Source organism: Pseudoalteromonas sp. MIP2626, from assembly GCF_013414205.1.
In the GTDB taxonomy this organism is placed as follows: domain Bacteria; phylum Pseudomonadota; class Gammaproteobacteria; order Enterobacterales; family Alteromonadaceae; genus Pseudoalteromonas; species Pseudoalteromonas nigrifaciens.
The window spans coordinates 354562-378891 of record NZ_JAATTW010000001.1; the positions used below are offsets into that span (position 1 = coordinate 354562).

The 24330-nt window shown below is 39.5% G+C and carries 26 protein-coding genes; 10 read left to right on the plus strand and 16 right to left on the minus strand.

Features of this window, described 5'->3' with window-relative positions; all coding sequences use genetic code 11:
- Nucleotides 1-24: 24 nt before the first annotated feature.
- The 7 genes from HC000_RS01565 to HC000_RS01595 all read right to left on the minus strand — a co-directional run bounded on the left by HC000_RS01565 (nucleotide 25) and on the right by HC000_RS01595 (nucleotide 9152).
- Nucleotides 25-729 carry a SapC family protein gene (locus HC000_RS01565; protein WP_011327828.1) on the minus strand — a complete coding sequence of 235 codons (705 nt, stop codon included), beginning with the start codon at nucleotides 727-729 and terminating at the stop codon, nucleotides 25-27.
- Between the two features lie 342 nt (nucleotides 730-1071).
- Nucleotides 1072-1782 carry a 6-phosphogluconolactonase gene (gene pgl / locus HC000_RS01570; protein WP_179806744.1) on the minus strand — a complete coding sequence of 237 codons (711 nt, stop codon included), beginning with the start codon at nucleotides 1780-1782 and terminating at the stop codon, nucleotides 1072-1074.
- A complete protein-coding gene (gene zwf, locus HC000_RS01575) occupies nucleotides 1782-3257 on the minus strand; it encodes a glucose-6-phosphate dehydrogenase (RefSeq protein WP_179806745.1) in 1476 nt (491 codons plus the stop codon). The genes pgl and zwf overlap by 1 nt, the downstream gene beginning before the upstream one ends.
- Nucleotides 3258-3556: 299 nt before the next feature.
- Entirely contained in the window at nucleotides 3557-5203 is a 1647-nt protein-coding gene (gene pgi, locus HC000_RS01580) for a glucose-6-phosphate isomerase (RefSeq protein ID WP_179806746.1), read from the minus strand.
- A gap of 272 nt (nucleotides 5204-5475) precedes the next feature.
- On the minus strand, nucleotides 5476-7734 hold the full coding sequence (locus tag HC000_RS01585; protein ID WP_179806747.1) for an aminotransferase class V-fold PLP-dependent enzyme: 2259 nt from the start codon (nucleotides 7732-7734) through the stop codon (nucleotides 5476-5478).
- A gap of 133 nt (nucleotides 7735-7867) precedes the next feature.
- Nucleotides 7868-8941, minus strand: coding sequence for an AI-2E family transporter (locus HC000_RS01590; RefSeq protein WP_179806748.1), 1074 nt, complete (start codon nucleotides 8939-8941; stop codon nucleotides 7868-7870).
- On the minus strand, nucleotides 8934-9152 hold the full coding sequence (locus tag HC000_RS01595; RefSeq protein WP_011327822.1) for a hypothetical protein: 219 nt from the start codon (nucleotides 9150-9152) through the stop codon (nucleotides 8934-8936). Before HC000_RS01595 ends, HC000_RS01590 begins: the two co-directional genes overlap by 8 nt.
- Nucleotides 9153-9297: 145 nt before the next feature.
- Here HC000_RS01595 and HC000_RS01600 point away from each other — a divergent pair, with 145 nt between their 5' ends.
- Genes HC000_RS01600 through HC000_RS01620 form a run of 5 tightly spaced genes read left to right on the plus strand, consistent with a single transcriptional unit; the run spans nucleotide 9298 to nucleotide 12823 of the window.
- Complete coding sequence (locus HC000_RS01600; protein ID WP_058373020.1) at nucleotides 9298-9963, plus strand: hypothetical protein; 666 nt, start codon at nucleotides 9298-9300, stop codon at nucleotides 9961-9963.
- A gap of 1 nt (nucleotide 9964) precedes the next feature.
- Nucleotides 9965-11422, plus strand: a complete 1458-nt coding sequence (locus tag HC000_RS01605; RefSeq protein WP_011327820.1) for a M48 family metalloprotease — start codon at nucleotides 9965-9967, stop codon at nucleotides 11420-11422.
- A gap of 53 nt (nucleotides 11423-11475) precedes the next feature.
- Nucleotides 11476-11823, plus strand: a complete 348-nt coding sequence (gene arsC / locus HC000_RS01610; RefSeq protein ID WP_058373018.1) for an arsenate reductase (glutaredoxin) — start codon at nucleotides 11476-11478, stop codon at nucleotides 11821-11823.
- The gene (gene wrbA, locus HC000_RS01615; RefSeq protein ID WP_011327818.1) at nucleotides 11823-12377 is read left to right on the plus strand and encodes an NAD(P)H:quinone oxidoreductase; all 555 of its coding nucleotides are present in this window, start codon (nucleotides 11823-11825) and stop codon (nucleotides 12375-12377) included. Before arsC ends, wrbA begins: the two co-directional genes overlap by 1 nt.
- Complete coding sequence (locus HC000_RS01620; RefSeq protein WP_179806749.1) at nucleotides 12374-12823, plus strand: DUF2069 domain-containing protein; 450 nt, start codon at nucleotides 12374-12376, stop codon at nucleotides 12821-12823. Before wrbA ends, HC000_RS01620 begins: the two co-directional genes overlap by 4 nt.
- 58 nt (nucleotides 12824-12881) lie before the next feature.
- Here HC000_RS01620 and HC000_RS01625 read toward each other — a convergent pair whose 3' ends face one another.
- A complete protein-coding gene (locus HC000_RS01625; protein WP_179806750.1) occupies nucleotides 12882-14219 on the minus strand; it encodes an ankyrin repeat domain-containing protein in 1338 nt (445 codons plus the stop codon).
- A gap of 221 nt (nucleotides 14220-14440) precedes the next feature.
- A complete protein-coding gene (locus HC000_RS01630) occupies nucleotides 14441-15034 on the minus strand; it encodes an ABC transporter substrate-binding protein (protein ID WP_179806751.1) in 594 nt (197 codons plus the stop codon).
- A gap of 245 nt (nucleotides 15035-15279) precedes the next feature.
- On the opposite strand from HC000_RS01630, the gene HC000_RS01635 reads away from it, so the two are divergent.
- Together HC000_RS01635 and HC000_RS01640 are read left to right on the plus strand one after the other, a co-directional pair.
- Complete coding sequence (locus HC000_RS01635; protein WP_179806752.1) at nucleotides 15280-15807, plus strand: acyloxyacyl hydrolase; 528 nt, start codon at nucleotides 15280-15282, stop codon at nucleotides 15805-15807.
- 94 nt (nucleotides 15808-15901) lie between these two features.
- Nucleotides 15902-16048 (plus strand): DUF2897 family protein, encoded by a 147-nt coding sequence (locus HC000_RS01640; protein WP_011327813.1) that lies wholly within the window; start codon nucleotides 15902-15904, stop codon nucleotides 16046-16048.
- A gap of 45 nt (nucleotides 16049-16093) precedes the next feature.
- Here the strand turns inward: HC000_RS01640 and HC000_RS01645 are convergent, their stop codons facing one another.
- Nucleotides 16094-17509, minus strand: coding sequence for a YjiH family protein (locus HC000_RS01645; protein ID WP_179806753.1), 1416 nt, complete (start codon nucleotides 17507-17509; stop codon nucleotides 16094-16096).
- Nucleotides 17510-17574: 65 nt separating this feature from the next.
- Complete coding sequence (bamC, locus tag HC000_RS01650; RefSeq protein ID WP_179806754.1) at nucleotides 17575-18633, minus strand: outer membrane protein assembly factor BamC; 1059 nt, start codon at nucleotides 18631-18633, stop codon at nucleotides 17575-17577.
- Between the two features lie 353 nt (nucleotides 18634-18986).
- On the opposite strand from bamC, the gene HC000_RS01655 reads away from it, so the two are divergent.
- Both HC000_RS01655 and bcp read left to right on the plus strand, forming a co-directional pair.
- Entirely contained in the window at nucleotides 18987-19523 is a 537-nt protein-coding gene (locus HC000_RS01655) for an ACT domain-containing protein (protein WP_179806755.1), read from the plus strand.
- Between the two features lie 14 nt (nucleotides 19524-19537).
- Entirely contained in the window at nucleotides 19538-20017 is a 480-nt protein-coding gene (bcp, locus tag HC000_RS01660; protein ID WP_058373011.1) for a thioredoxin-dependent thiol peroxidase, read from the plus strand.
- A 188-nt stretch (nucleotides 20018-20205) separates the two neighbouring features.
- Here the strand turns inward: bcp and HC000_RS01665 are convergent, their stop codons facing one another.
- The 4 genes from HC000_RS01665 to queE form a co-directional block, all read right to left on the minus strand.
- The gene (locus HC000_RS01665) at nucleotides 20206-20448 is read right to left on the minus strand and encodes a DUF2789 domain-containing protein (RefSeq protein ID WP_011327807.1); all 243 of its coding nucleotides are present in this window, start codon (nucleotides 20446-20448) and stop codon (nucleotides 20206-20208) included.
- Between the two features lie 102 nt (nucleotides 20449-20550).
- Nucleotides 20551-21012, minus strand: a complete 462-nt coding sequence (locus HC000_RS01670; RefSeq protein WP_179806756.1) for a flavodoxin family protein — start codon at nucleotides 21010-21012, stop codon at nucleotides 20551-20553.
- A gap of 427 nt (nucleotides 21013-21439) precedes the next feature.
- Nucleotides 21440-22183, minus strand: a complete 744-nt coding sequence (locus HC000_RS01675; RefSeq protein ID WP_179806757.1) for a class I SAM-dependent methyltransferase — start codon at nucleotides 22181-22183, stop codon at nucleotides 21440-21442.
- A gap of 157 nt (nucleotides 22184-22340) precedes the next feature.
- Nucleotides 22341-23006: a 7-carboxy-7-deazaguanine synthase QueE gene (queE, locus tag HC000_RS01680; protein WP_058373007.1), complete on the minus strand. Its 666-nt coding sequence runs from the start codon at nucleotides 23004-23006 to the stop codon at nucleotides 22341-22343.
- A 146-nt stretch (nucleotides 23007-23152) separates the two neighbouring features.
- Between queE and queC the strand changes: the two genes are divergently transcribed.
- Complete coding sequence (queC, locus tag HC000_RS01685; protein WP_179806758.1) at nucleotides 23153-23809, plus strand: 7-cyano-7-deazaguanine synthase QueC; 657 nt, start codon at nucleotides 23153-23155, stop codon at nucleotides 23807-23809.
- Nucleotides 23810-23871: 62 nt separating this feature from the next.
- Here the strand turns inward: queC and HC000_RS01690 are convergent, their stop codons facing one another.
- Nucleotides 23872-24321: an isoprenylcysteine carboxylmethyltransferase family protein gene (locus HC000_RS01690; protein ID WP_058373006.1), complete on the minus strand. Its 450-nt coding sequence runs from the start codon at nucleotides 24319-24321 to the stop codon at nucleotides 23872-23874.
- Between the last annotated feature and the right edge of the window lie 9 nt (nucleotides 24322-24330).

Sequence of the window (24330 nt, forward strand, 5' to 3'; positions counted from 1 at the left end):
CGCTTTTTTTGCTGGTTTTAATTATTACGCTTGTTGCGCTTTTAAACGAGCTAAACGTGCTACTTGATGCGTAGACGTTAAAAAAGAATATATTGGTGCTAAATAACCGCGTTTACGTAGCTCTAAAAAGTCAGCATCACTTAATTCATTAAGTTTTTTCTCATCGATAAGGTAAATACCGTTGATGTCTTTTTTCTCGCCTTTAATATCAACTGTTAGTGTTTGCGCTACTAAAAGCTCTTTATCTGCTAAAAACTTAGTAAAAGCATCTGTGATCTGAGAAAACTCAATAAACGATACTAAGGCTTCTTTACGACGCTTTAAGTAGTCAGTTTCTTCGCCGTTTTCAAACAACGCATTACCTTCTTCTTCGCCAACTAATGGGCTCGCTTCGTCAATAACAATACCGTATTGGTCTTGATCTGGGTGTTTTACTAAACCTAGTGGGTAGCGAGTCGTAGCCATTGGTGCAAATGCTGCCGTCCACTTATCGCCTTCAACAAACAAGTTTTCGCCTGGCTCAAGGCCAAACATAGCAACTGCTTGAAAAGTGCCTGTTTCGTTATTTTTAACGAAAGACATTGGAAATTCATTCGCTATACGCGCAAATTCATGTGCAACTACTGGCACTAAATGTTGCGTTTTCATAAATTCTACATTGATGCCGTTTTTAATTTTAGTATTGGCATGTTTTTCGTTGTGTAAAGGCTGTACTTGTTGCTCCGCCATGTTACTGCTCCGTTTATTTTTAATTTGTATGTTTCTTTGTTAATACCTTTAGGCTAATGCTTTTGAGCAAAAAAAGGAAGGGAAACTTTTATGACAACCGCTATGATAAAATAAAATTTAAATAAATCTGCATCTTGCCAAAAAACGTACACATAACAAAGGTAAAAGCTGCTTAAAAAGAATACGCCAAAAGACTATTTAACATACAGGCTTGTTTTTAATGTTAATCAGTTTTAACAAAACCATGTTACTAACTACGTTGTTTTGAGTGATATTTACACAAATAAAAAAAGCAGCTAGTTATAGCTGCCTTTTAATTTGTTTATTCGCACTCAATTAAAATTACGGCGCCCAATAAACCTCAATATTAATACTTGGGTGATTTAGCACTGCGCGTAGTGGCATGTCGTTTACATCTCCACCCGCTTTGGCTTGCTTGTACACAGCGAGCTTTTCATCACCGCTAATAAGTAGCTTCACCACTTTAGATTGCGCTATCGCGTTTAACGTAAGTGTCATACGCTCAGTAATACTGCCAGTTACATCACTTTCAATGGCATTAATTGCACACACCAGTTGATCCGAGCTTAGGCCAACGTCTAAACCCTCTGCATGTGGGAATAATGACGCAGTATGGCCATCAGGGCCCATACCTAAAATAGTCACATCATACGGGCGTTTTAGCGCAGCATAGGCAGCTTCACACACTGCAGTGCCTTGCTGCGCTGTCTCGGCGCTATTTTTCATCGTGACAAAGTTAGCCGCTGCACCATAATTTTGTAATAACGTGCTGCTAATAAATGCTTCGTTACTTTTTTCGTGGCTCGCATCTACCCAGCGCTCGTCAACCATAGCAACATCAATATGTTGCCAATTTAAATCAAGGGTTGATAAATGCTTATACGCCGCAGCAGGCGATGAGCCGCCCGATACCATTAATACTGCACGACCATCATTGCTTATGCCATCACGTAATGATTGTTCAAGTGTTGCCGACAACTCTGCTGTAAGCGCCTCTTTACTATCAAAAAACTTTTCAATTATAGTTGCCATTATGCTCCCTTATCACCGGTGTTAAACCATACATGGTTGTTCTCTGCTAATAATTCGTCTGCATCTTCTGGGCCCCAGCTACCTGCACGATAAAGCGCCGGTTTGCCTTTTTCTTGCCAGCGGTCGATGATTGGATCAATCCACTTCCATGCTTGGCGTACTTCATCACGATGGATAAATAACGAAGGATTATTAGCGGCTGCATCTAGCATTAAACGCTTATAGGCATCTGAGTGAAAACCATTGCTATAGGCTTGTGAAAGCTCAATATTCATCGTTACTGGCTCAAGCTGCATCTCAAGATTATCTAAGCGTTTAGACATCAAGGTTAACTGAATAGTTTCCTCTGGTTGCAGGCGAATAACCAAGCGGTTTGGCTCTATTTCGCCAACGCTGTCTTCGTACACATTGTGTGATACTTTTTTGTATTGCACTACAATTTCAGCACAGCGTTTAGCCATACGTTTACCCGTGCGCAAATAAAATGGCACACCTGCCCAACGCCAGTTATCAATATGCGCTCGAATACCCACAAAGGTTTCGGTTTTACTTGAACCTTCATTAAGCTCTTCTAAGTAACCTGGTACAATTTTACCGTTTAGGTCACCTGGTACATATTGACCACGAATAATATTTTTATCTACGTCGCTGCCAATAAGTGGACGCAGCGCTTCTAATACTTTGAGCTTTTCGTTGCGAATACTACTGGCATTAAGTTTATGCGGCGACTCCATTGCTACTAAACATAACAGCTGTAACAAGTGGTTTTGAACCATGTCACGCAGTGCACCGGCTTTGTCGTAAAAGCCTGCACGAGTTTCAAGGCCCACAGTCTCTGAAATGCTAATTTGAATATTATCGATTGATTTAGCATCCCACATGTTTTCAAACAACGAGTTTGAAAAACGCAGTGCCATTAAGTTTTGAACGGTTTCTTTACCTAAGTAATGATCAATTCGGAAAATTTGCTCTTCGCTAAAATACTCGGCGATTTTTCCATTAATAGCCTCGGCAGATTCTCCACAATAACCAATAGGTTTTTCAACCACTACACGTGAAGTAGGCGTTATTAAGTTTTTAACAGATAAAATTTCACAGCAAGTGCCGTATACAGCAGGTGGTAGTGATAAGTAAAATACGCGAGATTTAGTGCTGTCGTGCTCATCTAAAATACCTTTTAGCACATCCCAGTTATCGTCAGGGGCTGTTACATTGCTAACAACAGGTACTAAAAAAGTAGCAAAAGCTTTCCAATCTTTAGCATTAAACTCATCCTTTGCTAAAAATTCTTTTAAGGCCTTGTGTGCTGTTTCTATGTACTCAGCACGTTGGGTTTCTTCGCGTACCGTTGGCAAAATACGTGAGCCTTCAGGTAAATTACCTTCTTGATATGCTCGATACATTGCAGGTAGTAATTTGCGTAACGCAAGATCACCACCGCCCCCAAAAATTATAATATCAAAAGGATTAAGCATAGTTACTCTCTACGTTTGTGCTACCTGGCACTACCCGTTAGGTAATCAGATATAGCGGTTTATTGCTTGAATGATGTCGGTTTTTATAAATATATTTGCACAAAAACCTGCTTTGTTATGCTGTGATGATGATGTTTTTTATTTAACCGTACTGCTGGCTATTTATTTTTAATTTTATCATCTGCGCTTAAAAATGGGCCTTAGGGAACTGTAATTCCTCTCACAAAAATACAGTCCCTAAGTACACCAGCGCTACCCGTTCAAAGGTATTTGGTTGCTTATGTTACTAAGCTAATTTTTTACTGCGTACGATGTTGCTTATAATACGCCATTAAGCCATTAGTTGAACTATCATGAGCATATTTTACGCGCTCATCAACTAACTCTGCTTCTATTTTTGATGCTAACCCTTTACCTAGCTCAACACCCCATTGATCAAATGAGCAAATTTCTAAAATAATGCCTTGGCAAAAAATCTTATGCTCATACAACGCAATTAAGCGCCCTACCGTTTTAGCGTCTACGCTATCTAGTAACATAGAGGTAGTTGGGCGGTTGCCTTGATGAACTTTGTGCTTTAGTAACTCATCTATTTGCGCCTGAGATTTACCCTTAGCGGTTAAATCTGCGGTGATCTCTTGCTCATCTACGCCATTCATTAGTGCTTCTGTTTGCGCAAAAAAGTTCGATAATAAAATATCGTGATGCTTCTCAACGCTTACTTGCGGCTTAATTGAGGCAATAAAATCAGCCGGTACAATCACATTACCTTGATGCAAACATTGGTAAAATGCGTGTTGCCCGTTAATCCCGGTCATACCCCAAATAATTGGCACTGTTGTATAAGGCACAGTTTCACCGGCAAAGTTAACATGCTTGCCGTTACTTTCCATTTCGCCTTGTTGTAAGTACGCAGGCAACATGTGCAGCGCTTGGTCATAAGGTAAAATAGCTTGCGAGGTGTAACCTAAAAAGCTGGTATTCCACACGCTTAACAATGCCATAATAAGCGGAATATTTTGCTCTAATGGCGCGTTTTTAAAGTGCTCATCAACTTCGTATGCACCCTCTAAAATTGCTTCAAAAGCGTCATACCCTGCATATAATGCAATCGGTAAACCAATAGCGCTCCATAATGAAAAGCGACCACCAACCCAATCCCACATAGTAAATACGTTGTCGTTACTAATGCCAAACTCGGCTGTTTTTTCTAAATTAGTGCTCACCGCAACAAAATGCTTAGCAATAGCGGCGTTATCTTTAGCTGTTTGTAAAAACCAATCAACCGCTGTTTTAGCGTTGGTCATTGTCTCTGACGTGGTAAACGTTTTTGATGCAATAACAAACAAGGTTGTTTCTGCATCAATGTTTTTTAATACCGAGGCAATTTGTACCCCGTCAGCATTCGACACATAATGTACATTTAAGGTATCGTCACTTAACGCTTTTAATGCTTCGGTTGCCATTTGCGGGCCAAGGTTTGAACCACCTACACCTATACTTACTACATCTTTTACTGGCTTACCACTGTAACCTAACCACTTGCCACTGCGCACTTTTTCAACAAACAGTTTAATTTTAGCAAGTTCGTTATCAACCAACTCAGTTACATTTTCGCCATCAACAATAAGTGGCGTATGAGCGCGGTTACGTAATGCTGTGTGTAAAACGGCTCGGTTTTCGGTGATATTAATTTTTTCACCGTTAAACATTTTTTCACGCCAAGCGCTAATGTCACACTCTTTAGCCAATGCAATTAATTGTGTAAAAACATCTTTATCAATACGTTGTTTTGAGTAATCAAATAATAATCCAGGGATTTGCGTAGAAAACTGAGAAAAACGCGCGTCATCTTTAGCAAATAAATCCCTAAGATGGCTTTGTTTCATCTTGGTTGCACTTTTTTCAAGCGCTTGCCAACTTGCTAATTGCGAACGGTTAGTCATGTAAACATCCCCTAAAATATTAATCTATTGATTTAAATGTATTTATTATATAAAACTTAGTTAATTAACATATATAGCAAAGTTAAAAATGAGCTGTTTTTATATTTTATGCTGTGAATGATAACGTAATTTTTTGCTTTTGACACCGGTATCATAAAATTAATATATTAATTTAACAACCCATTCAGAGGCGACTCACTTAGCTTAATTTGGCAAATAAATAAAAAGGCCGACAAATGTCGGCCTTACTTATATTTATTTGCTGACTAATTTTAACTTCCCAGTGCCAAACCGCCATTTAAATTATAAACCGAGGTATAACCTAGCTCAATTAAATTAGCTGCTGCCAACTTTGAGCGGTTACCACTGCGGCACACTAAAATATATTGGTTATTTTTATCTAGCTGCTGCTCTACTATTGCATTTGCCATACGGCTTAGCGGAATATTTAAAGTTTTAGCTGTAGCAACATTTAACAACGATGAAATATTATTAGCGCCATGCTCATAGGGTTCGCGCGTATCAATTAAATATACATTGCCGTGGCTGAGCATCTCTTTTGCCTGTGAGTAGCTCAATTGCTGTGTATTTGTATCTGGTTGGGCATTTACATAACCACAAAGCTGGTTGTTATTAGCTGTTTGTTTTTGCTCATCGTGCTGCTGTTTTTTAGCAGCAAATTCATTTTTCGTTATTTGCTTAGATAACAACGCGCTCAATAAAGGAGTTTGCTGTTGCTGTACCGCCCAGTTCATGGCAAAACACTGTTGGTAATCGTGTCCTGAGCAAATAATCGCCTCCGGGGTTAACTGCTGCGCTAGTAATATTAACGAGTCAGCCATTTGCTCTGCACTACCACCAAGCAAGTGAGTATTACCAAGCCCCGCTGGTAAAATGAGATCACCACAAAAACAATAACGAACCTCACCCGAGGCTTCTTTTAATAAGTAACTCACGCTATCTTGGCTATGCCCAGGTGTGGCAAGTTTTTCTAGGCGCTGCCCATTTAAATTAATCACCGTTTGGTTAACTGGCCAACCTAATTGATCAACCTCTCCTGCTACTAAACGTGCTGCTAACACACTGCGTAATAAGGCAACTGCACTATTACGATCTTGGTGTACATGGGTGTCTAAAATAGCGGTTATGGTTAAATTTTGCGTATTGGCTATTTTTTCAAAGCGCGGTATTAACTCGATAATAGGGTCGATGATCACCGCTTGGTTATCACTATTAACATATAACCAGCTGCACGCGCCTTGGTGCCTAAATTGGGTTAAGCCAAGTGCACATAATTCCTGTGCAGGTGTAGCGCTGTCGGATACTACCAGGCAATTTGCTTGTAATACTTGCTTAAGGGCGCGAATTCGCTCACAGGCATGGTCAATGTCTTGCTGTGTGGCGGCAGGTCCAAACGATAAACGTATGGCGTTTTCACTTTGCCACTGACTTGCGCCCATTGCATCTAGTACAAAACTTTGTGAAGCGCCAGTGCTACACGCAGAGCCGCCGCTCACGCGTATGCCAGCAGCATCAAATAAATCAATAACTTCTTTACTGGTTAAGTCGTTAACCGCAAAATTAAGTGTGGTAGGTACAGAGTATGCAAAATCATGGTTAAAGGTAATGGCACCAAACGTGTCGCTTATTGCATTGTGTAATTGGCTGCGATATTGCGCAAGCACAGCAGTTGATTTAAACGTGTCATCGGTTTTATCTAATAACAAACTAAATAATTTATTAAGCCCTGCAATACCAGGAAGGTTTTCAGTACCTGAGCGCATACCACTTTCTTGCCCACCACCAGCTATAAATGCCGTATACGCACTGCCTTGGCGAATATATAATAAGCCAATGCCTTTGGGTGCGTAGAGTTTATGGCCCGAAAACGGTGCGTAATCTATTGTTGTTTCGCTCAACATAAGCTGCTGCTTACCTAATGCTTGAACGCAATCGACCATCCAAGACACGCTGCTATTGCGACTACGAATAACCTGCTCTATTGCCGCTAGATCTTGATATACACCGGTTTCATTATTAACCGCCATAGTGCAAATCATCAGCGCATCATCAACATGCTGAGCAATAAAATCTAAGTCTAAAATGCCGTTACTATCAACCGGAATGGCAAGTACTTGAGCGTTAATTTCTAGCACTTGGTTCCAATGTTTTAGGGTGTTTGGTACTGCTTTGTGCTCTGTAGCGCCATAAAGTAACACCGGATTTTTTTTATTATGGGTTTTAGCATTTATCAGCGTAGACACTACAGCCGTTTGAATACCTTCGGTTGCCCCAGAGGTAAATAAAATATCACCATTATTAGCGCCAATTACCGCGCGTGCTTTTTGTCGAGTTTGCTCCAATAAGTGCTTAGCTTGAATACCCGTTATGTGTGGGCTAGAAGGATTACCAAAACAGGTTTGCATTGCATGGCACACTACATCAACTATGCATGGCAACACAGGGGTCGTTGCATTTGCATCAAGGTAAACTTGTTTTACTGGCTCATCGGGTAATAAAAACTCAGACATTAAAAAACGCACCTTATTGCTAATAAATATATCTTATACCAATATTACATAGTTTTGGCGGTAATAGATAATAATCAATTAGTTTTAAAGATGCGTTTTCTATGCTTTTTTATACTTAAAGCGGTGCTAACTTTTAACTCAGCTCTTTAATAATTTCTTCTTGAGTAGATGACCACGCATTGATCAGCGCTTTGACTAATGACGCCAGCGGAATGGCAAAAAACACGCCCCAAAAACCCCACAAGCCTCCAAAAAACAATACCGCTACAATAATAAATACCGGATTTAAATCAACCGCTTCAGAGAACAACAAAGGCACGAGTACATTGCCATCAAGCGCTTGAATAATGCCGTAAATAATTAAAACGGTCCAAAATTGGGTTTCAATTCCAAACTGAAACAACGCCACTGCCGCCACCGGAATGGTTACCAAAGCCGCGCCCACAAAAGGGATCAACACCGAAAAGCCCACTAATACACCCAATAACGCTGCATAGCGTAAATCAAGTACCGTAAAGGCAATAAACGACACCGAGCCAACAATCAGTATTTCAAACACTTTACCGCGAATGTAGTTCATTATTTGCTGATTCATTTCATTCCACACCTGCATTATTAAGCGGCGTTGTTGTGGAATAAGTTTAGCAATACTGTGGCTAAGTTCTAGTTTGTCTTTAAGCATAAAAAACACTAACAAAGGCACTAAAATTAAGTAAATTAACCACGCAACCGCATCTTTTAAAGACGTGAGCGACACCGACAGCACCACTTGGCCAAATTCAATTACTTTAGCCTCTACTGTTAATACAATGGTTTGTACTTGTTCTGCAGTAATTAAACTAGGGTACTGCGCAGGCAAGGCCAATAAAAACGATTTGCCTTGCTCTACCATATGCGGTGTTTCTTGAAATAAATTACTGGTTTGCTGCCACAGCACAGGGCCAATAACTAAAATAAGTGTCAGCATAATACCTGTAAATATAAGCATAACAATTACTGTAGCGGTAAAACGCCTTAACCCAAAACGCTCTAAATGCAGCACCGGCCAATCGAGTAAATAGGCAATAATAAGTGCCACCAATACCGGCACTATCAAGGAGCCAATAAAATATAATAAGGCTACTAACGCCAATAATAAAAATAATAAAGTAACTGAATGAGGGTCAGAAAACTTTTTTTCGTACCAGGCTTTTATATATTCAAACACGTAATGGCTCCACTAATAACATTCCTTGGCGCTTATTTAAGGTATAACAATATGCATGTTTTTGTAAAAATCGTTCAATGTCGTTTATATTTTCTGCATTATTAAAACTAAAAGTAATACTTTGTTGTAACGACACGGCTTTACGCAGCCCAAGTTTAAATTGAATAAACTGCTGTGGGCATTTATAAGCTGATAAATTTTGCTCTAGCATACTCGTTTCACCTTGAGTTCACATCAATAATAAGTCCCATAGTCACCACCTAAAATGTATTAAGTGTGAACATGCATAACTTTTCCTTAAAACAACCTCGGCAATAGTTTATCCTTAGGGCATAATTAGCAGTAAGGATAGGTTAATGCCTGGCACGCATAATAAAGCGCAATTACCCAGTAATCCAACACTCAAAGAGATTAATTGGTATAAAAAACAAATAAATTGGGGCGAGTTACCACCTTTTTATCACCTTGTTGCCTCATCGGTCAGCGAAGCTGAAGGTATTTTAGAGCATGGGTTCGATAATGCAGTAAAAAGCCTTTTAGACAAACGTAATTGGAACCTTGATCTACTTGACGGCTACGAAAGCCAGCTAGGCGAAATTCACTGTAATAAAAAGCCACGCATTGCACTGCATCAAGTATTTACCGATCGTGGTTTTGAGCTTTGGGCTCAACCGTACGCTAAAGATGTTATTATTGATCAATACGTTAAAAACAATCGTTTTATGGAATTTAAAGTATGGGATCCACTTTCCATGAAGTGCTTAATTAGAATAAATCAATTACATACATTTATTGGCTTTTATTTTGAACGTGGAGACAAAGCCGATAAAGCTATTATTTTACACGCACACAAGGTAGTGCATAAAATTATTACTTTTTTACAAATACAATTGAACGTAGTAAAGCTAGATGGGGTCACAATAAAAGCGCTTTATCAATTATGTGAAAAAGACAGCCGTGCATGCAGTGACGAAATAAACATTGCCAAAATTGCTCTTGGTGAACCAATTAACAGGGAATAAAATGCAGCTAAAATCAGCCTTTATCACTTTATGTAGTGCCGCGCTTACATTTAGCCTATTAGTAAGTGAGCCTTTAAAGGCGCAAACAAACTTTAAATTGCCAGATTTAGGGACCTCAGCCTTACAAGTGCTGCCGCTCGAAAAAGAACAAGCGATTGGCGAAGTAATGATGATGCAAATTAGAGGATCGTCGCCAATAATTAACGACCCTGTGCTTGATGAGTACTTAACCACAGTGGGCCGCAAACTTGTAGCTAGCGCCAATGATGTGCGGTTTCCGTTTTCATTTTTTTGGTTAAATAACTCTGAAATAAACGCCTTTGCATTTTATGGCGGCCATGTTGGCGTACACACAGGATTAATTGCGCAAGCTGATGATGAAAGTCAATTTGCATCGGTACTTGGCCATGAAATTGCCCACGTTACCCAGCGCCATTTAGCACGGCGCTTACAGCAACAACAAGACAACAGCGCAATGACCATAGCCGGAATGATTGCCGGTATTTTAGCCGCTGTAGTCGTGCCCGATGCTGGTATTGCTATTATTTCAGCAAGCCAAACACAATCGGCTTTTAGCCAACTAACGCATAGCCGCTCAGCAGAGCAAGAAGCCGACCGTATTGGTATGCAAACGCTTAATAATGCGGGCTTTGATCCTCGCGCATCAAGTGAGTTTTTAACTAAGCTAGCTGCGCAAATTCGTTATAAATATAAACCACCTGCGTTTTTACTTACTCACCCGCTTCCTGAAAGTCGTGTGTCTGATGTAAGATTACGCGCGCAGCAATACCCTAAACGCCAAGTAAACCCGAGCCTTGAGTTTAACTTAGCAAAAAGTCGCGTGCTGGCAAGATACGACAATAAACCAGAAGCAGCAGAATCACTGTTTAGAAAGTTAATTCGCGAAAATAGCTACAATAATGCTGCCCTAAAATATGGCTTAGGCATTAGTTTACTGGATCAAAAAAAGCTTGATGAAGCGCAGCCAATTTTAGATGAACTATTAAAAAGCGACCCTAAAAATTTATTTTATATAGATACCTATACCGATTTATTAATAGCGCAAAAAAAGGCCGCTGAAGCCGTTACCTATTTAGCAGAATTAAACAATTATCGTCCTAATAATCAGGTAATTACACTAAACTATGCCAACGCAGCACTAGAAGCAAAGCAATACGAGCTTGCCGAAAACATCTTAAAAAGCTTTTTACTAGAAAAACCAGATCACAGCTTAGGTAAGCAACTATTAACCGACGCCTATAAAAAGCAAGAAAAACTCGCCGCCTATCACGAAGCCAATGCCGATGTATTATCGCAATACGGCGCTTATTTAAAAGCTGCCGACGAAATACAAAAAGCACTTAACTTTATTGAGCCAAACGAGCTAGTTAAACAACAAAGGTTAAAAGCACTACTTACACAATACCGACTTTTACAAAAAGAGCTTGCTAGGCTTTAAGTCTACAAGCGCTTGGCCTAAAATGGCCGCAACTCATTTATTGGAACCATTTTATGTCTGTTACTATTTATCATAATCCGCGCTGCTCTAAATCACGCGAAACCTTAGCTTTATTACAAAGCAAAGCTATTGAGCCAAGTATAGTTGAATACTTAAATACGCCTTTAAGTAGCGAGCAGCTAACTACATTAGTTAAGCAGCTGGGTTTTACATCTGCACGCAAGTTAATGCGTACCAAAGAAGACATTTACAAAACGCTAAACTTAAAAGATGAAACCAGTGAAGCTGCACTTATTAATGCTATGGTACAAAATCCAAAACTAATCGAGCGCCCTATTGTGGTTAACAATGGCAAAGCTGCTGTTGGTCGCCCACCAGAAAACGTATTAAGCGTTTTATAATGAGCACAACCATAGTGGTGCTTTACCATTCAAGCCATGGCTCAGTTGAAGCTATGGCCCATGAAATTGCCGAGTCTATAGAGCAACAAGGGGCGAGCGCCCTGTTGCGTACTTTTGTAGCTAAAAACCCACATGACATTATTATCACTAAAGACGATTTAATAAACTGTGATGGTCTTGCCTTTGGCACACCTACTCGCTTTGGTATGATGGCCTCTCAAGCAAAAATGTTTTGGGAAACCACCAGCGAATTATGGTTAAAAGGGCAATTAATTGACAAACCAGCCTGTGTTTTTTCGTCGTCAAGCAGTATGCATGGCGGCAACGAAGCTACATTACTTAACTTATCGCTGCCGTTACTGCACCATGGCATGATGTTACTTGGTGTGCCTTACGATGTACCCGAATTGCTAGCAACACAAACCGGTGGCACACCCTATGGTGCAACACATGTTGCTGGTAGTAGTAATAGTACTGAATTAAGTAAAGACGAAATTAAAATATGCCAAAGTGTTGGCAAACGCCTCACTCAAATTGCGAGAAAACTTCAATGAAAACAGCTGAAATTCCAGCTAAAAAGCCAATTACTGTTAAATTTCAACGTACCGCGATTTTTGGTTATGTCGGTTTATTAATTTTAATGCCGTTATGGATGTTTGTATATGCACCGAGAGAAGGCCACAGCAATGGCTTTATTTTTGCTGTGTACATACTGCCATTATTATTTCCTCTTAAAGGCATAATTCAAGACAAAGCATATACGTATGCATGGGCAAACTTTATTGTTATGCTTTATTTTATTCATGGCCTTACATTGCTTTGGGTAGCGCAAGATGAGCTAATATGGGTATTGTTAGAGCTGTTATTTGCCTCTGCTATGTTTATTGGCTGTACCTACTATGCTAGGCATCGTGGGCAAGAACTTGGCTTAAAAATTCGTAAATTAAAAGACGATCTCGCCGAAGAAAAAGCAGCGCACGAGCACGAAAAAATAGATTAAATTATAATTTAAATACAAAAAACGCGCTAATTAGCGCGTTTTTTATTTATGTTAATCATTAAACTAAAGAGCTTAATGCAGCAAGGGTTACAATAGCGGCTAAACCTAACTGCCCTACTAGGCTAACTAAAGAAAAGCCCCTTAATACAAATAATCCCCACGGGTGTTTAATGTGCGGGTATAGCGCACAGCGCTTTAAAGTAGCCGCAAAAAAGAAACACACCGCGGCAATCATAGTCAGAGTTAATGTTAACTCGCTTTTTATGGTTATTGTTTCATCAAAAAAGAAAAACAATTGCACCGGCAATAATAAAGTAACCAGAGCATGTAGCGCATGCACTTTTTTAATGCGATCAAACTGCCCTTCAGGCGACAACTCTTTAATACCAAAGTCACGCTCAAGGCACTTTACTAAGTTACTCGCTTTTATGCTCACCGCTAAACGATAACAGCTAAGCCCTTCGTTATTACGTACTCTAAAGTCATACCCCGCCTTAAGCAGCAATACCATTAGCGATTCGTTTTTAGAGAGCACAGCATAGTGCAGCGCAGTATTACCCTTATCATCAACTGCTTTTTTATCTTGTTGGCTCAGCAGGGTTTCAACTACATTAACGTAGCCTTTTTCAGCAGCCCACATAAAGGCCGTTTTATTGTGCTCATCGGCAAGCGTACCGGTTGCGCCTTGCTCAATAAAGCGCATGGCCATCATTTGCTTAGCGGTTTTTTTATTTAAATGAGCAAGCAAAGCTTTTTCAAGTAACACCACAGAGTCTACATCCGGCGATACTTGAGTGAGTAAAGTAAAGTAGTCTTTGCCTTTAGCCACTTTTTCACTTGCCAGTTCAGTTAAATGCTCAATATCGGCAATTGAACCAGGAATATAAGCACTTAAACGCTCTCTAAAATCAACTTCTTGCCACAAAGCTAGCGTGTCAACCGCCGATAATTTACTGCGATTATTTAACGCATGCTCAATTAAAGTAAAGTAGCGTTTAGCAAAAAATAAACTAAATAACGACTGCGGTGTATCAATCTCATTTTGCGCCGATACATTCGCGTATTTTTCGAGCCGTTGGCAAAGCATAAGTACTAAGCTTTCGGGGGTATATTCGTTATCAAAATAATGTTCTTTTACCGCGCTTATATACGTTTGTGCACTTTCATCATACTCGCAAATATGTTGAAAATAACACTCTTCAAAAGGCTCTAGCGGAGTAAACCACGCTAAATAAAATATGGGCGGTAAAACAGTAGTACATACACCATCATCTTCATGGGTAGAACGACAGGCAGGCCAAGCTTCTAAAGCATCTAAAATAAAGGCACCATTTTGTTCTACAAGTCCTTTGATAAGTAATGGGTATTCCTTTGGCCAAATCAGTACATTTTCCATTAAAACAACACAACTCCAGTGTAGCTTGGGACAGTGGTCAGTTATAGCAGCTTTTAGCTGACACCACGCTTAATCGACGAGCCGATATTCTAGCACACCTTGATCGCCACGCTAGCGCAAAGTACCGCAATACTTATAAAATAAAAAAGCAGCCAACTACATAACTAGTTGGCTGCTTATTTGGTTGGAGCTGGACTTAATCAGGGTCACATAATGTACTATTAGTTGCTTTTTAATTCGCTAATAACGCTCTCTATACCTACATCAGAAATACGTTGTATAATTTCTTTTTGCTTGGCGCTGAGCAATGAAATACCTTCTGCAACTATATCGTATACTTTCCATTGTTCATCTTTCCCTAAGCGCAATTTAAAATGTAAATTTATAGTAGGCGCATTTGCTTCTATTATCTGGGTTTTAACCGTTGCGTACTGTGAGTCGCTCAAAGCGTTATCTTGCTCAAAAACTACTTTTTGCCCTGTGTACTTCATTAATGCGCCGGCATAAGTACCTGTTAAATAATGATCTACTGCACCAATAAAGTTAACTGCTTGCTCGCGCTCAATGCCCTTTATATGTTTGCCTAATAATTTAAATGCTACAAACTTTATATCAATATGCGGCATTAAGCGCTGCTCAACAATGTTAAACATGTCTTCTTTACTTGCATCGCCTTTGGCATTAACTTGGGCTATATCGGCAAATAAAGTATCGGCTACGCTTTTCAGGAGTTGTTGTGGAGATTGTTGCGCTTGAGCAAAAAGTGAGCTGCTAAAAAATACAGCTACAACGAGAAACAGTTTTAAAAACTTCATAATAAATTATTGTCTGTGTGATTAAGATGACGCTAATTTACGCGATAATTACACCTTTAAATAGACTTAAATAAGCAACTTATTAATGCCAATTTAGCACCAATAAAACAAAGTAAATAAATTCAATTAGTTAATCAACCTCGGTTAACACCCTATATACAAGCGTATTTTTGTCCCATTGAAAACACCCATGTTGCGCCCTTACTATTTAGTCACTATTTAACTCAAGCGCAGCACTGACACCTATGAAAACGTCATTTTTATCATTATTTATATTTGTTTTATTATTTACGAGTCAACATGCATTCGCACAATCGCAGCACGGCTACGCAATTGATCTGCTCAAGGGCGAAAGAGGCGTAAATGGCTTTAAGCTAGCCCATCAATATTATCCTACTGGGTTGCAGTCATTACTTGGCGATACGCGCTTTTATTTCGAAACCAGTGTAAACCTTTGGCAATATAACCATGGCGATAAAACACAGTCTAATGTAGTGCTTGCCATGTCGCCTGTGCTGTTGTTCCCAGCATTTAGCATTAACAATACCCCCATATATGTAGAGGCGGGTATTGGTATTTCATTGGTTGATGAAATCTATTTTGCGGGTAAAAACATTAGCACTCACTATCAGTTTGAAGACAGAATTGGCTTAGTTGCTGACTTTGGTAAAACTAATGTGGCGCTAAGAATTATTCATTACTCTAATGCGGGCTTTAAAGATCCCAACCCTGGGCTAAACTTTTTAACTCTATCGGTAGCAAAGCGCTTTTAAATACAACATAAGCGCCACTTTTTAAGTCACTTTGTTGCTGTTTTAAACTAAAACATTCACACTTATACTTTGCTTATAATTAACGGACGTTGCTATGCAAACTTGGCACATGGTTGTTATTGTTATCATTGTATTTGCTATTATTATTGGTAATCTTGCACTGCTAAAGCACTCGGCAAATTTACCCTTTAAAAAAACAAAGCCCGATAAAACTAACTCTACAGATACAAAAAAGCCCTGAATATCAGGGCTTTTTACTGCTTAATCTTTATAACTCACTAACCAGCTAACCAACTAACCAGTGCGCCATTAGGGCAATAACCGGTAAAGTGATTAAGGTTCTAAGAATAAAAATAATAAACAATTCAAAAATATTTACCGGTATTTTACTACCTAGTAAAAGTGCGCCCACTTCCGACATATAAATAAGTTGCGTTACACTCATTGCTGCAATAATGAAGCGAGTTACGTCGCTCTCAATTGTGCCTGCTGCTAATATTGAAGGAATAAACATATCAGCAAAACCAACCATAATCGTTTGTGAAGCAAGCTCAGCTTCTGGTATTCGTAGCAACTCTAAAAATGGAATAAACGGCATACCCAAATACTGAAAAATGGGCGTGTACGTGGCAATAATTAACGCAAAGGTACCTACCGCCATTACGACAGGTAATACAGCAAACACCATATCAAATGCATTGTGTAAGCCTTCTTTTAACGTGCCTTTAAACCCTGGCGATCTATGCGCTTTAGCTAACGCAACATCTAAAGAATGGCCAAACAAGGTTTTACCACTTGGTACAGACTCAGCATGCTCATCGCGTTTACTGCCATCTATAAAGCTATCTTTTTTGAAGCGTAACGGCGGTAAGCGCGGCACAATAATTGCTGCAACCACACCGGCTAAACACACTGTTAAATAAAACGGTGCAAAGTGACTCTCTAAGCCCACTTGTTCAATAACCACTAAGCTAAAGGTAATCGAAACTGCCGAAAAAGTAGTACCAATTATGGCCGCTTCTCGCTCAGTGTAATGTTTTTCTTCGTACTGGCGCGCGGTCATTAAAATACCTACGCTACCATCACCTAACCACGACGCCGCACAGTCAACTGCACTGCGCCCTGGCACACCAAATAATGGACGCATAAGTTTAGTAAACAAGGTGCCCACTAGCTCTAATAACCCAAAATTTAATAACAGCGGCAGTAATAAACCTGCTAAAACAAATACCGAAAACAAAATAGGCAATAAGTCGTTTAAAACCAAGCCGCCCGTATCTGCCGAAGTAATGGCATTAAATACCGGTAATAAAAACGCAGGAAGCACCGAGCTTACGTCTGCGCCGGTTTGACTAATAAAGGTCAAAACAATAAACAGCATACCCAGTAAACGAATACCTAGCCAAAGCCAGTTAACATCAAATAAGTGTTTTAGTATAAAAGACTTTTTAATAAAGCTAGGCTTAACAACTTTAGCTAATAGCGAGAGCACACCCGTTACACAAATAATGAATGTAAGTAGCTCAATCATAATAGAGCTAATTCCCTCTTTAATTGCTTTAGCCATTAATGCAATGGGAATGGTCATGCCATCAGCAATAGGGATTGGTGTCATAAATAAAAACAAACCAATTAGCGAAGGAACTAAAAAGGTAAGCCAAGTGCGCATATCATACTGCGACGAAGTGGGTAACTGAGACATATTTTTAACCTATAAAAACCACAAAAAGAGCAAAGTGCTCTTTTTGTGGTAAAAGTTTATTATTATTAAATATTAATACCGCGCTGAATGAGTGCAGCCACTAATGCTTGCTGTAAACCATTCATAGTACCTGGCTCAAGCGTATCGCCTTGTTCATCCATCCAGGTTAGGCTAGTGCCGCCTTGTTTGGTTTTACTTACTAATATTTGATATTGACCTTCATCAATAGGTAATTGGGTTACTTCGTCACCCCAAATAGAATCCCATACACTTGACTCTGGTTTTTTGTAATCTGCGGTAATTAAGCCTGTATCTTGGTTAATTTCTACGATAGTGAACGACAAGCGTTCTAAAAACCCTGAAAAACGGTCAAATACAGCTTCATACGACTGCTCAGTTACAAGTGCTGCATTACCTTTGTTATCAAAGCCCATCTCTAAAGAAATAATACCTTGGCGTTTGCGCATATCAACTTCAAGTTGACGATAGCGATAATCAAACTCGCTAATAACTTGGTTAAGTGCACGTACTTCTAACTGTTGCTTAAATAAATCACTTAAAGGCTGATCACCTTTAAAGTCAATAAGTTCAGCACTTAATGAAGCCGTACGCTGATGCGATTTTTCTTCAATTGTAAATTTAAAGCGTTCTAAATCAACACTCTCACCGCTATCCCATAACCAGCTTTCTTCAGGTTTAATAATAGCGTACCAATCTGTTTCTATAATGCCTAATAGCTTGTCTGCTTTCGTCGCTTGCGTGTTATTGTCGGCTAAAACCGCATTAATAGACTCCCAAATAAACTCATCTAGGTCATCAATGCCATCGTTTTTATCAAAATAAACACGGGCGTTTTTATCTGTTTCTTCAACCCAACTACCCTTTGCTACTGTAAGTACCTGAGCCGGCGGACGGTAATTTGTAGCATCTGGATTATTACTATATTGGCCTACATCCATTTTATATGTTGGATCTTGAGCGGGTTGTGATAACGATGCAGGCACTTTAACTGCTTCATGAGCGCGATAATTACGCTCGTCATGTGCATCATTAGTAAATACACTACATCCTGATAAACTTACCAATACACTTACTGTTAGTGCTTTTGGGATCCAATACTGCACAGATATTTCTCCTTAGCATACCCTTTAATTGTTTTAACAAGTATATGAGTGGGTAATGCCGATTTGGTTCAGTGTAAAATCAATATTAACTTTACAGTTATAATTTGGTTGTCTGGTTGCTTAATACTCACCTCTGTTAACAAAAGTAAGCAACAAATAGACACATTTGGGCTATGGTACTTTCCCATGCTTGTAAAAACAAGAAACACTGTACTTTTAAACTGCTAAATTAGCAGCCTGTGTAGTTTAAACGCGTTTTTGTGTTAAACTTCGCCGCCACGCAACTTTATGTGTTTACTTTTTGTGTTGCCAACTGCGCTGTTGTAATTCAAGTAACTTAGGTATTTAAACCCATGACTGCACACTCAAATCATCAAATTGTTTTAACAGCTATTGGCGAAGACAGGTCTGGCATAGTTAGTGAGTTAACTCAGCTAGTAAGCGATTGCCACTGTAATATAATAGATAGCCGCATTGCTATTTTAGGTAACGAATTTACATTTATCATGCTACTTAGCGGTGATATGTCGGCCATTAGCCGCATAGAACACACCCTACCTACTAAAGCGATGGAACTGGGTTTGCTCACTATGATGAAGCGCACAGCAAGTCATAACCAAGGAACATTTCGCGCCGGTTATACACTAGAATACACAGGCACCGACACACCCGGTACTTTGAGTAAAGTTACGCGCTTTTTTGCAGACAACAATATTATTATTTGCTCATTAAAGTCAGACACTTATGATGACGAAGAAGCAGTAATGAGAATGCGTTGTGAACTAGAGTTTAATATTCCTGTTGAAGTAGATGTAGACCAATTTAAAATTAGTTTTGAAAAACTTTCTCACCTTCTCAATGTAGACTATATATTTAGACGTATTCGTTAAATTAAGGAGCAAGTATGAACAAAATCAGCCCATTACAAGCCGGCGATAACGCCCCCGCTTTTAGCTTACAAAACCAAAACGACGAAACAATTACTTTAAGCGAGTTGTTAAAACAGCAACAGGTACTGGTTTACTTTTACCCTAAGGCGTCAACACCTGGCTGTACCGTACAAGCCGAAAACCTACGCGACCAGCAAGCAGAGCTGGCAAAATTTAACACCCGCGTAGTAGGCATAAGCCCAGATCCAATTAAACGCCTTAAAAACTTCGAAACTAAAAAAGAACTTAACTTCGATTTACTCTCAGATGAAGATCATGCCATTGCAGACGCATTTGGGATTTGGGGCTACAAAAAATTTATGGGTAAAGAATACGATGGTATTCACCGCCTGACATTTTTAATCGGTCAAGACGGCAAAATTAAACACCTGTTTGATAAGTTTAAAACCAAAGATCACCATCAAGTAGTGTTGGATTATCTCGCGGCAGAGTAAGTTACTCGCTGTTAGAAATTAGACACAAAAAAGCGTTGCTCAAGGGCAACGCTTTTTTGTACGTGTTAATTAAATTATATTTTTCATCGAAAGGCGAACTCACAGCAACTATTAGCCGCCTGAGCGGTGCGCTATATTTGCTACGCTCATGATCGACATATTTATTATCTGATAACTACAATAACTTTTTACTCAGCGACGTTTGATAAAAGTAAATTTAAATCATCGATGACTTGAGTCCACATGCTGTTTTTATCCCATTCCTCTTGGAGAAACGTGCGTTGGCTATCATTCCAAATTTTAGATTCTTTTAATGATTCGCCCGCTGCCAATTGGTTTTTTTCGATAAACTCATTAATGGCGTCATCCGAACTGTCTAATCCTAATTGCGCAAACAAGTTATTCATCGTATATTCTGATTCTGCTAACATTTTGTTTCCCCTACAATTATTTTAATTTTGACCTTAGCATATTAGCGCAGGTAAGTATACTCAGCCTGGGTAAGCCGCGGGGTTATTCAGTGTTATGGCCCATTAATAAATACCCACATCAAGCCCGGCAGCTATGGTCATACCTAACTCTTCGCATTGGTCAATAAACGCTGGTTGCCAGTCGCCACGGCACACTAAGGGCGGATGAGCCCAGTGCCAACGCAAGCCGTTACAGATTGATTCAACTGCTCGGCAAGTACCAGTGCCATCGTTACCAGCACGAACAAATAATGCACAAGGCAAACTCTGTTTTACATCTAAGCAAGGATAATAACAGCGGTCAAAAAAATCTTTCAATGCACCACTCATATAGCCGAGGTTTTCTGTCGTGCCCATAATTATCGCATCGCAAGCTAATACATCTTCAGGTGTAGCGTTTAATGGTGATACCCAGCGGGCTTGTACTTGCTCAATATCAGGGTGCTGCGCCCCTCTCAAAACAGCATTAACCATTAACTGGGTATTTTTAGAGGGCGCATGGGCAACAATTAACAGTGTTTTCATAGTTTTCCTGCTTTTGTGTTTTAGCGGCAACTGTTTTTCGCCAGCTGTTTTACTGCCGATAGAGTAGAATTTTTATACTATAAGATAAAGCCATTGATAAGTTAATACTATGCATTAGATAAAATATCGGCACAAATTGCCACCGCTCAGCAAGGCCACGTGAAAAAATGCCGCCTGTGGAGACAAAGCAAACAGACAAAGGGAAAGGAGTCAAATTTGGACTTCAGACATCACGATAAATTAATAACGACTGTTCTCCAATCGTACGACAATGCTAAATGCTGATAATAATTGGTAAGGTATTTTGCTGTGTCGGATGGCGCTTCGCTTATCCGACCTACGTTTTCAAATATATAATGCGGGTTTATTAGGGGAGGTGCGTATTCGTTGGGTTTCGCTGCGCTCTACCCAACCAACGTCGTTTGTCTTAAATTTTTACGCAAACAAAAATAGCATTGCCCGAATTGCCATTCCACGGGGTTATTTGCTCATAGTTATGCTCAAACATATGGATTTCGAAATAAGGCTGCAAGACTGCTTTTAGCTCAGTGAAGCTAAGCGCCACCATAGGGTGCTCATCGTTCCAGATGAATGTTTCAGCGCTTGTGACTTTTTCAATACGCAGTTTTAGCGACTGTTTTTCGCCCGCGCCACTGTAATGCCAACCAGAGCTGAAGGTAAATAAACTATTTTCGCTAGTCGCTGTATGTTTTACAAATGAATCGTTATTTATAGTATTTTTATCAACCGCGTTAAAACACAACATACCACCGGTTTTTAGTGCGTTATGTGCGCTAATGATACATGCTTTTAATTTTTCAATACCATCGCAATAGTGAATTGAATACAAAAAACAGGTAATTAAATTTTGCTGCTGCGCTACGGTAAACTCGCTCATATTTTGCAATGTAAATTGCGCTTCTGGGCAGCGAATAGCGGCTCTATCTAGCATAGGTTGATTAATGTCGAGGCCACTGCTTATATAGCCAAAATCAATAAAATGCCTTACATGCGGGCCTGTGCCGCACGCTAAATCTAGGTGTGTATTTGCGCCATTACCAAAAATTTGGTGTAACCGTTTAATAAAATGGCTTTGGGCTTGATAATCTATATCAGCGCACATTAAATCATAGTAACCAGAGAGATCTGTGTATAAAGCATTTGCGGACATATTAGCCTAGCTATTAAAGGGTAAGTAATTTGGGTGGCGCATAGTAAACTAATAAGCACTATTAGCGAAGTAAGCTTTAGGGTAGATGTAATTAAGGGTTGTCGGATAGCGTTTCGCTTATCCGACCTACGTAATATAGCTTTATGTGGAGCAGGTATTAACTAATCCCTAAATACTTATGTACTTGAATTGATAAGCGCCAGTTTTTAGCAATACAGGTTTTAATAGCCAATTTAGTTGCAGACTCTTTTTGGCTAATAGGCTGTAAATAAACCAATTTAGGATTAACACCTGTTTTAGCAAACAGCTCTTCTAGCTCCTCAACATGCTTTTGCATGGCAATAGGGTGTTTAATTTCGTCGGCGCGCTGCATGGCGGTTGTAAGTACCTCAAAACCGCCGCGCATATTAATTTTTGGCGATACTGTAACCCATGTTTGCGCTGGGGCAAGTATTTCAAAGGTGCCGCTGGTTTCTATTTGCGTGCTAAAACCGTTTTCGTGCAATAAATTACACACTGGGTTTAAGTCGTACATGCAAGGCTCGCCACCTGTGATCACCACATGCTTTGCGGTATAACCACGTGATTGAAATAACGCTAATATGTTTGCTGCACTGGCTTGTGCCCAATGATCTGAGTCGGCCTTTTTTTCTACTGTTTCGTCAAGCGACACTTTGTACACATTATCAACATCCCATGTTTGTTTTGTATCGCACCAAGAGCACCCTACTGGGCAACCTTGCAAACGCAAAAATATAGACGGTGTACCAGTAAAACTAGCTTCACCTTGGATGGTTTCAAACACTTCATTTATTTTGTACAAAAGAGAACTCACTTACGATCAAGCAGCAAAATTGCTACCATTAAGGACTAAATAGCGCAGCGCAAAAATTGTTATTTATGCCGTGGGCATGTAGTATATCGTGCCCTGATATAAACCTCTATTAAAACTAAAGAGCAAAACCAGATATGACGCAAAAAGTAGTAGTTATTTATTCCGGCGGTATGGATTCATTTACCGTATTAAATAAGGCCCTGCAACAAGGACATGATGTTTATGCCTTATCGTTTGACTATGGTCAGCGTCATGTAAAAGAACTTAAAGTGGCAGCCCAGGTATGTAAGCAATTAAATGTGCCACACAAAATTGTTGATATTTCGGCTATTAATCAAATTATTGGCGGCTCATCTTTAACTGATGATATTGAAGTACCCGAAGGTCATTACGAAGAAGACAGTATGAAAAGCACAATAGTGCCAAACCGTAATATGATTTTACTGTCTTTAGCGGTAGGTTATGCAGTGTCGCTTAAAGCGAGCCAAGTTTATTATGGTGCCCACTCTGGGGATCATGCTATTTACCCTGATTGTCGTCCTGAATTTGTGCAAAAAATGGATGATGTGTGCCGCATTGCCAACTACGATGCCGTAGAAATTTTTAGCCCGTATTTAAACAATACAAAAATTGATATTTTAACCGATGGTATTGCAATGGGCTTAGATTACAGCCAAACATGGACCTGTTATAACGGCCGTGAAAAAGCCTGTGGTAAATGTGGAGCATGCCAAGAGCGCTTAGAAGCATTTGCGGTAAATAACTTAACCGACCCGTTAGAATACGAATAAACAGTTTATTAAGGCTATCATCGATAGCCTTTTTTATGGGTGCTTGTTTATTTAGTTATTATTTATAGCCAGCGTTTTACTTTGTTTTTGTATTGGGTGTAATCCTCACCAAAGAGCTTAGTAAGCGCTCGCTCTTCAGGAATAATTTGAAATAGTGTTAAGTAGGCAATAAACCCCGCCACACACAAAAGTGCCCATAACGAGCTTAACCAAATACCCCACCCTAGTAGTATAAATACAAAACCCACATACATAGGGTTACGAGAAAACCTATAAACGCCACTGGTAACTAAATTTGTTGCTTGTTCTGGTTTACTTGGGTTTACTGTGGTGCTTGCCAAACGAAAACTAACCAATCCGGCAATACAAAACACGCAGCCTATAGTTACTAAACTCACCGTTAAATATAAAATAAAGGCACTAAAATCAATCACACTATAATGTGCAATTAAGGCCATTATTAATGCAAAAAAAAGCACAACAACAAGTGGGGGAATTTTATTATTTAACATAGCAGCTCA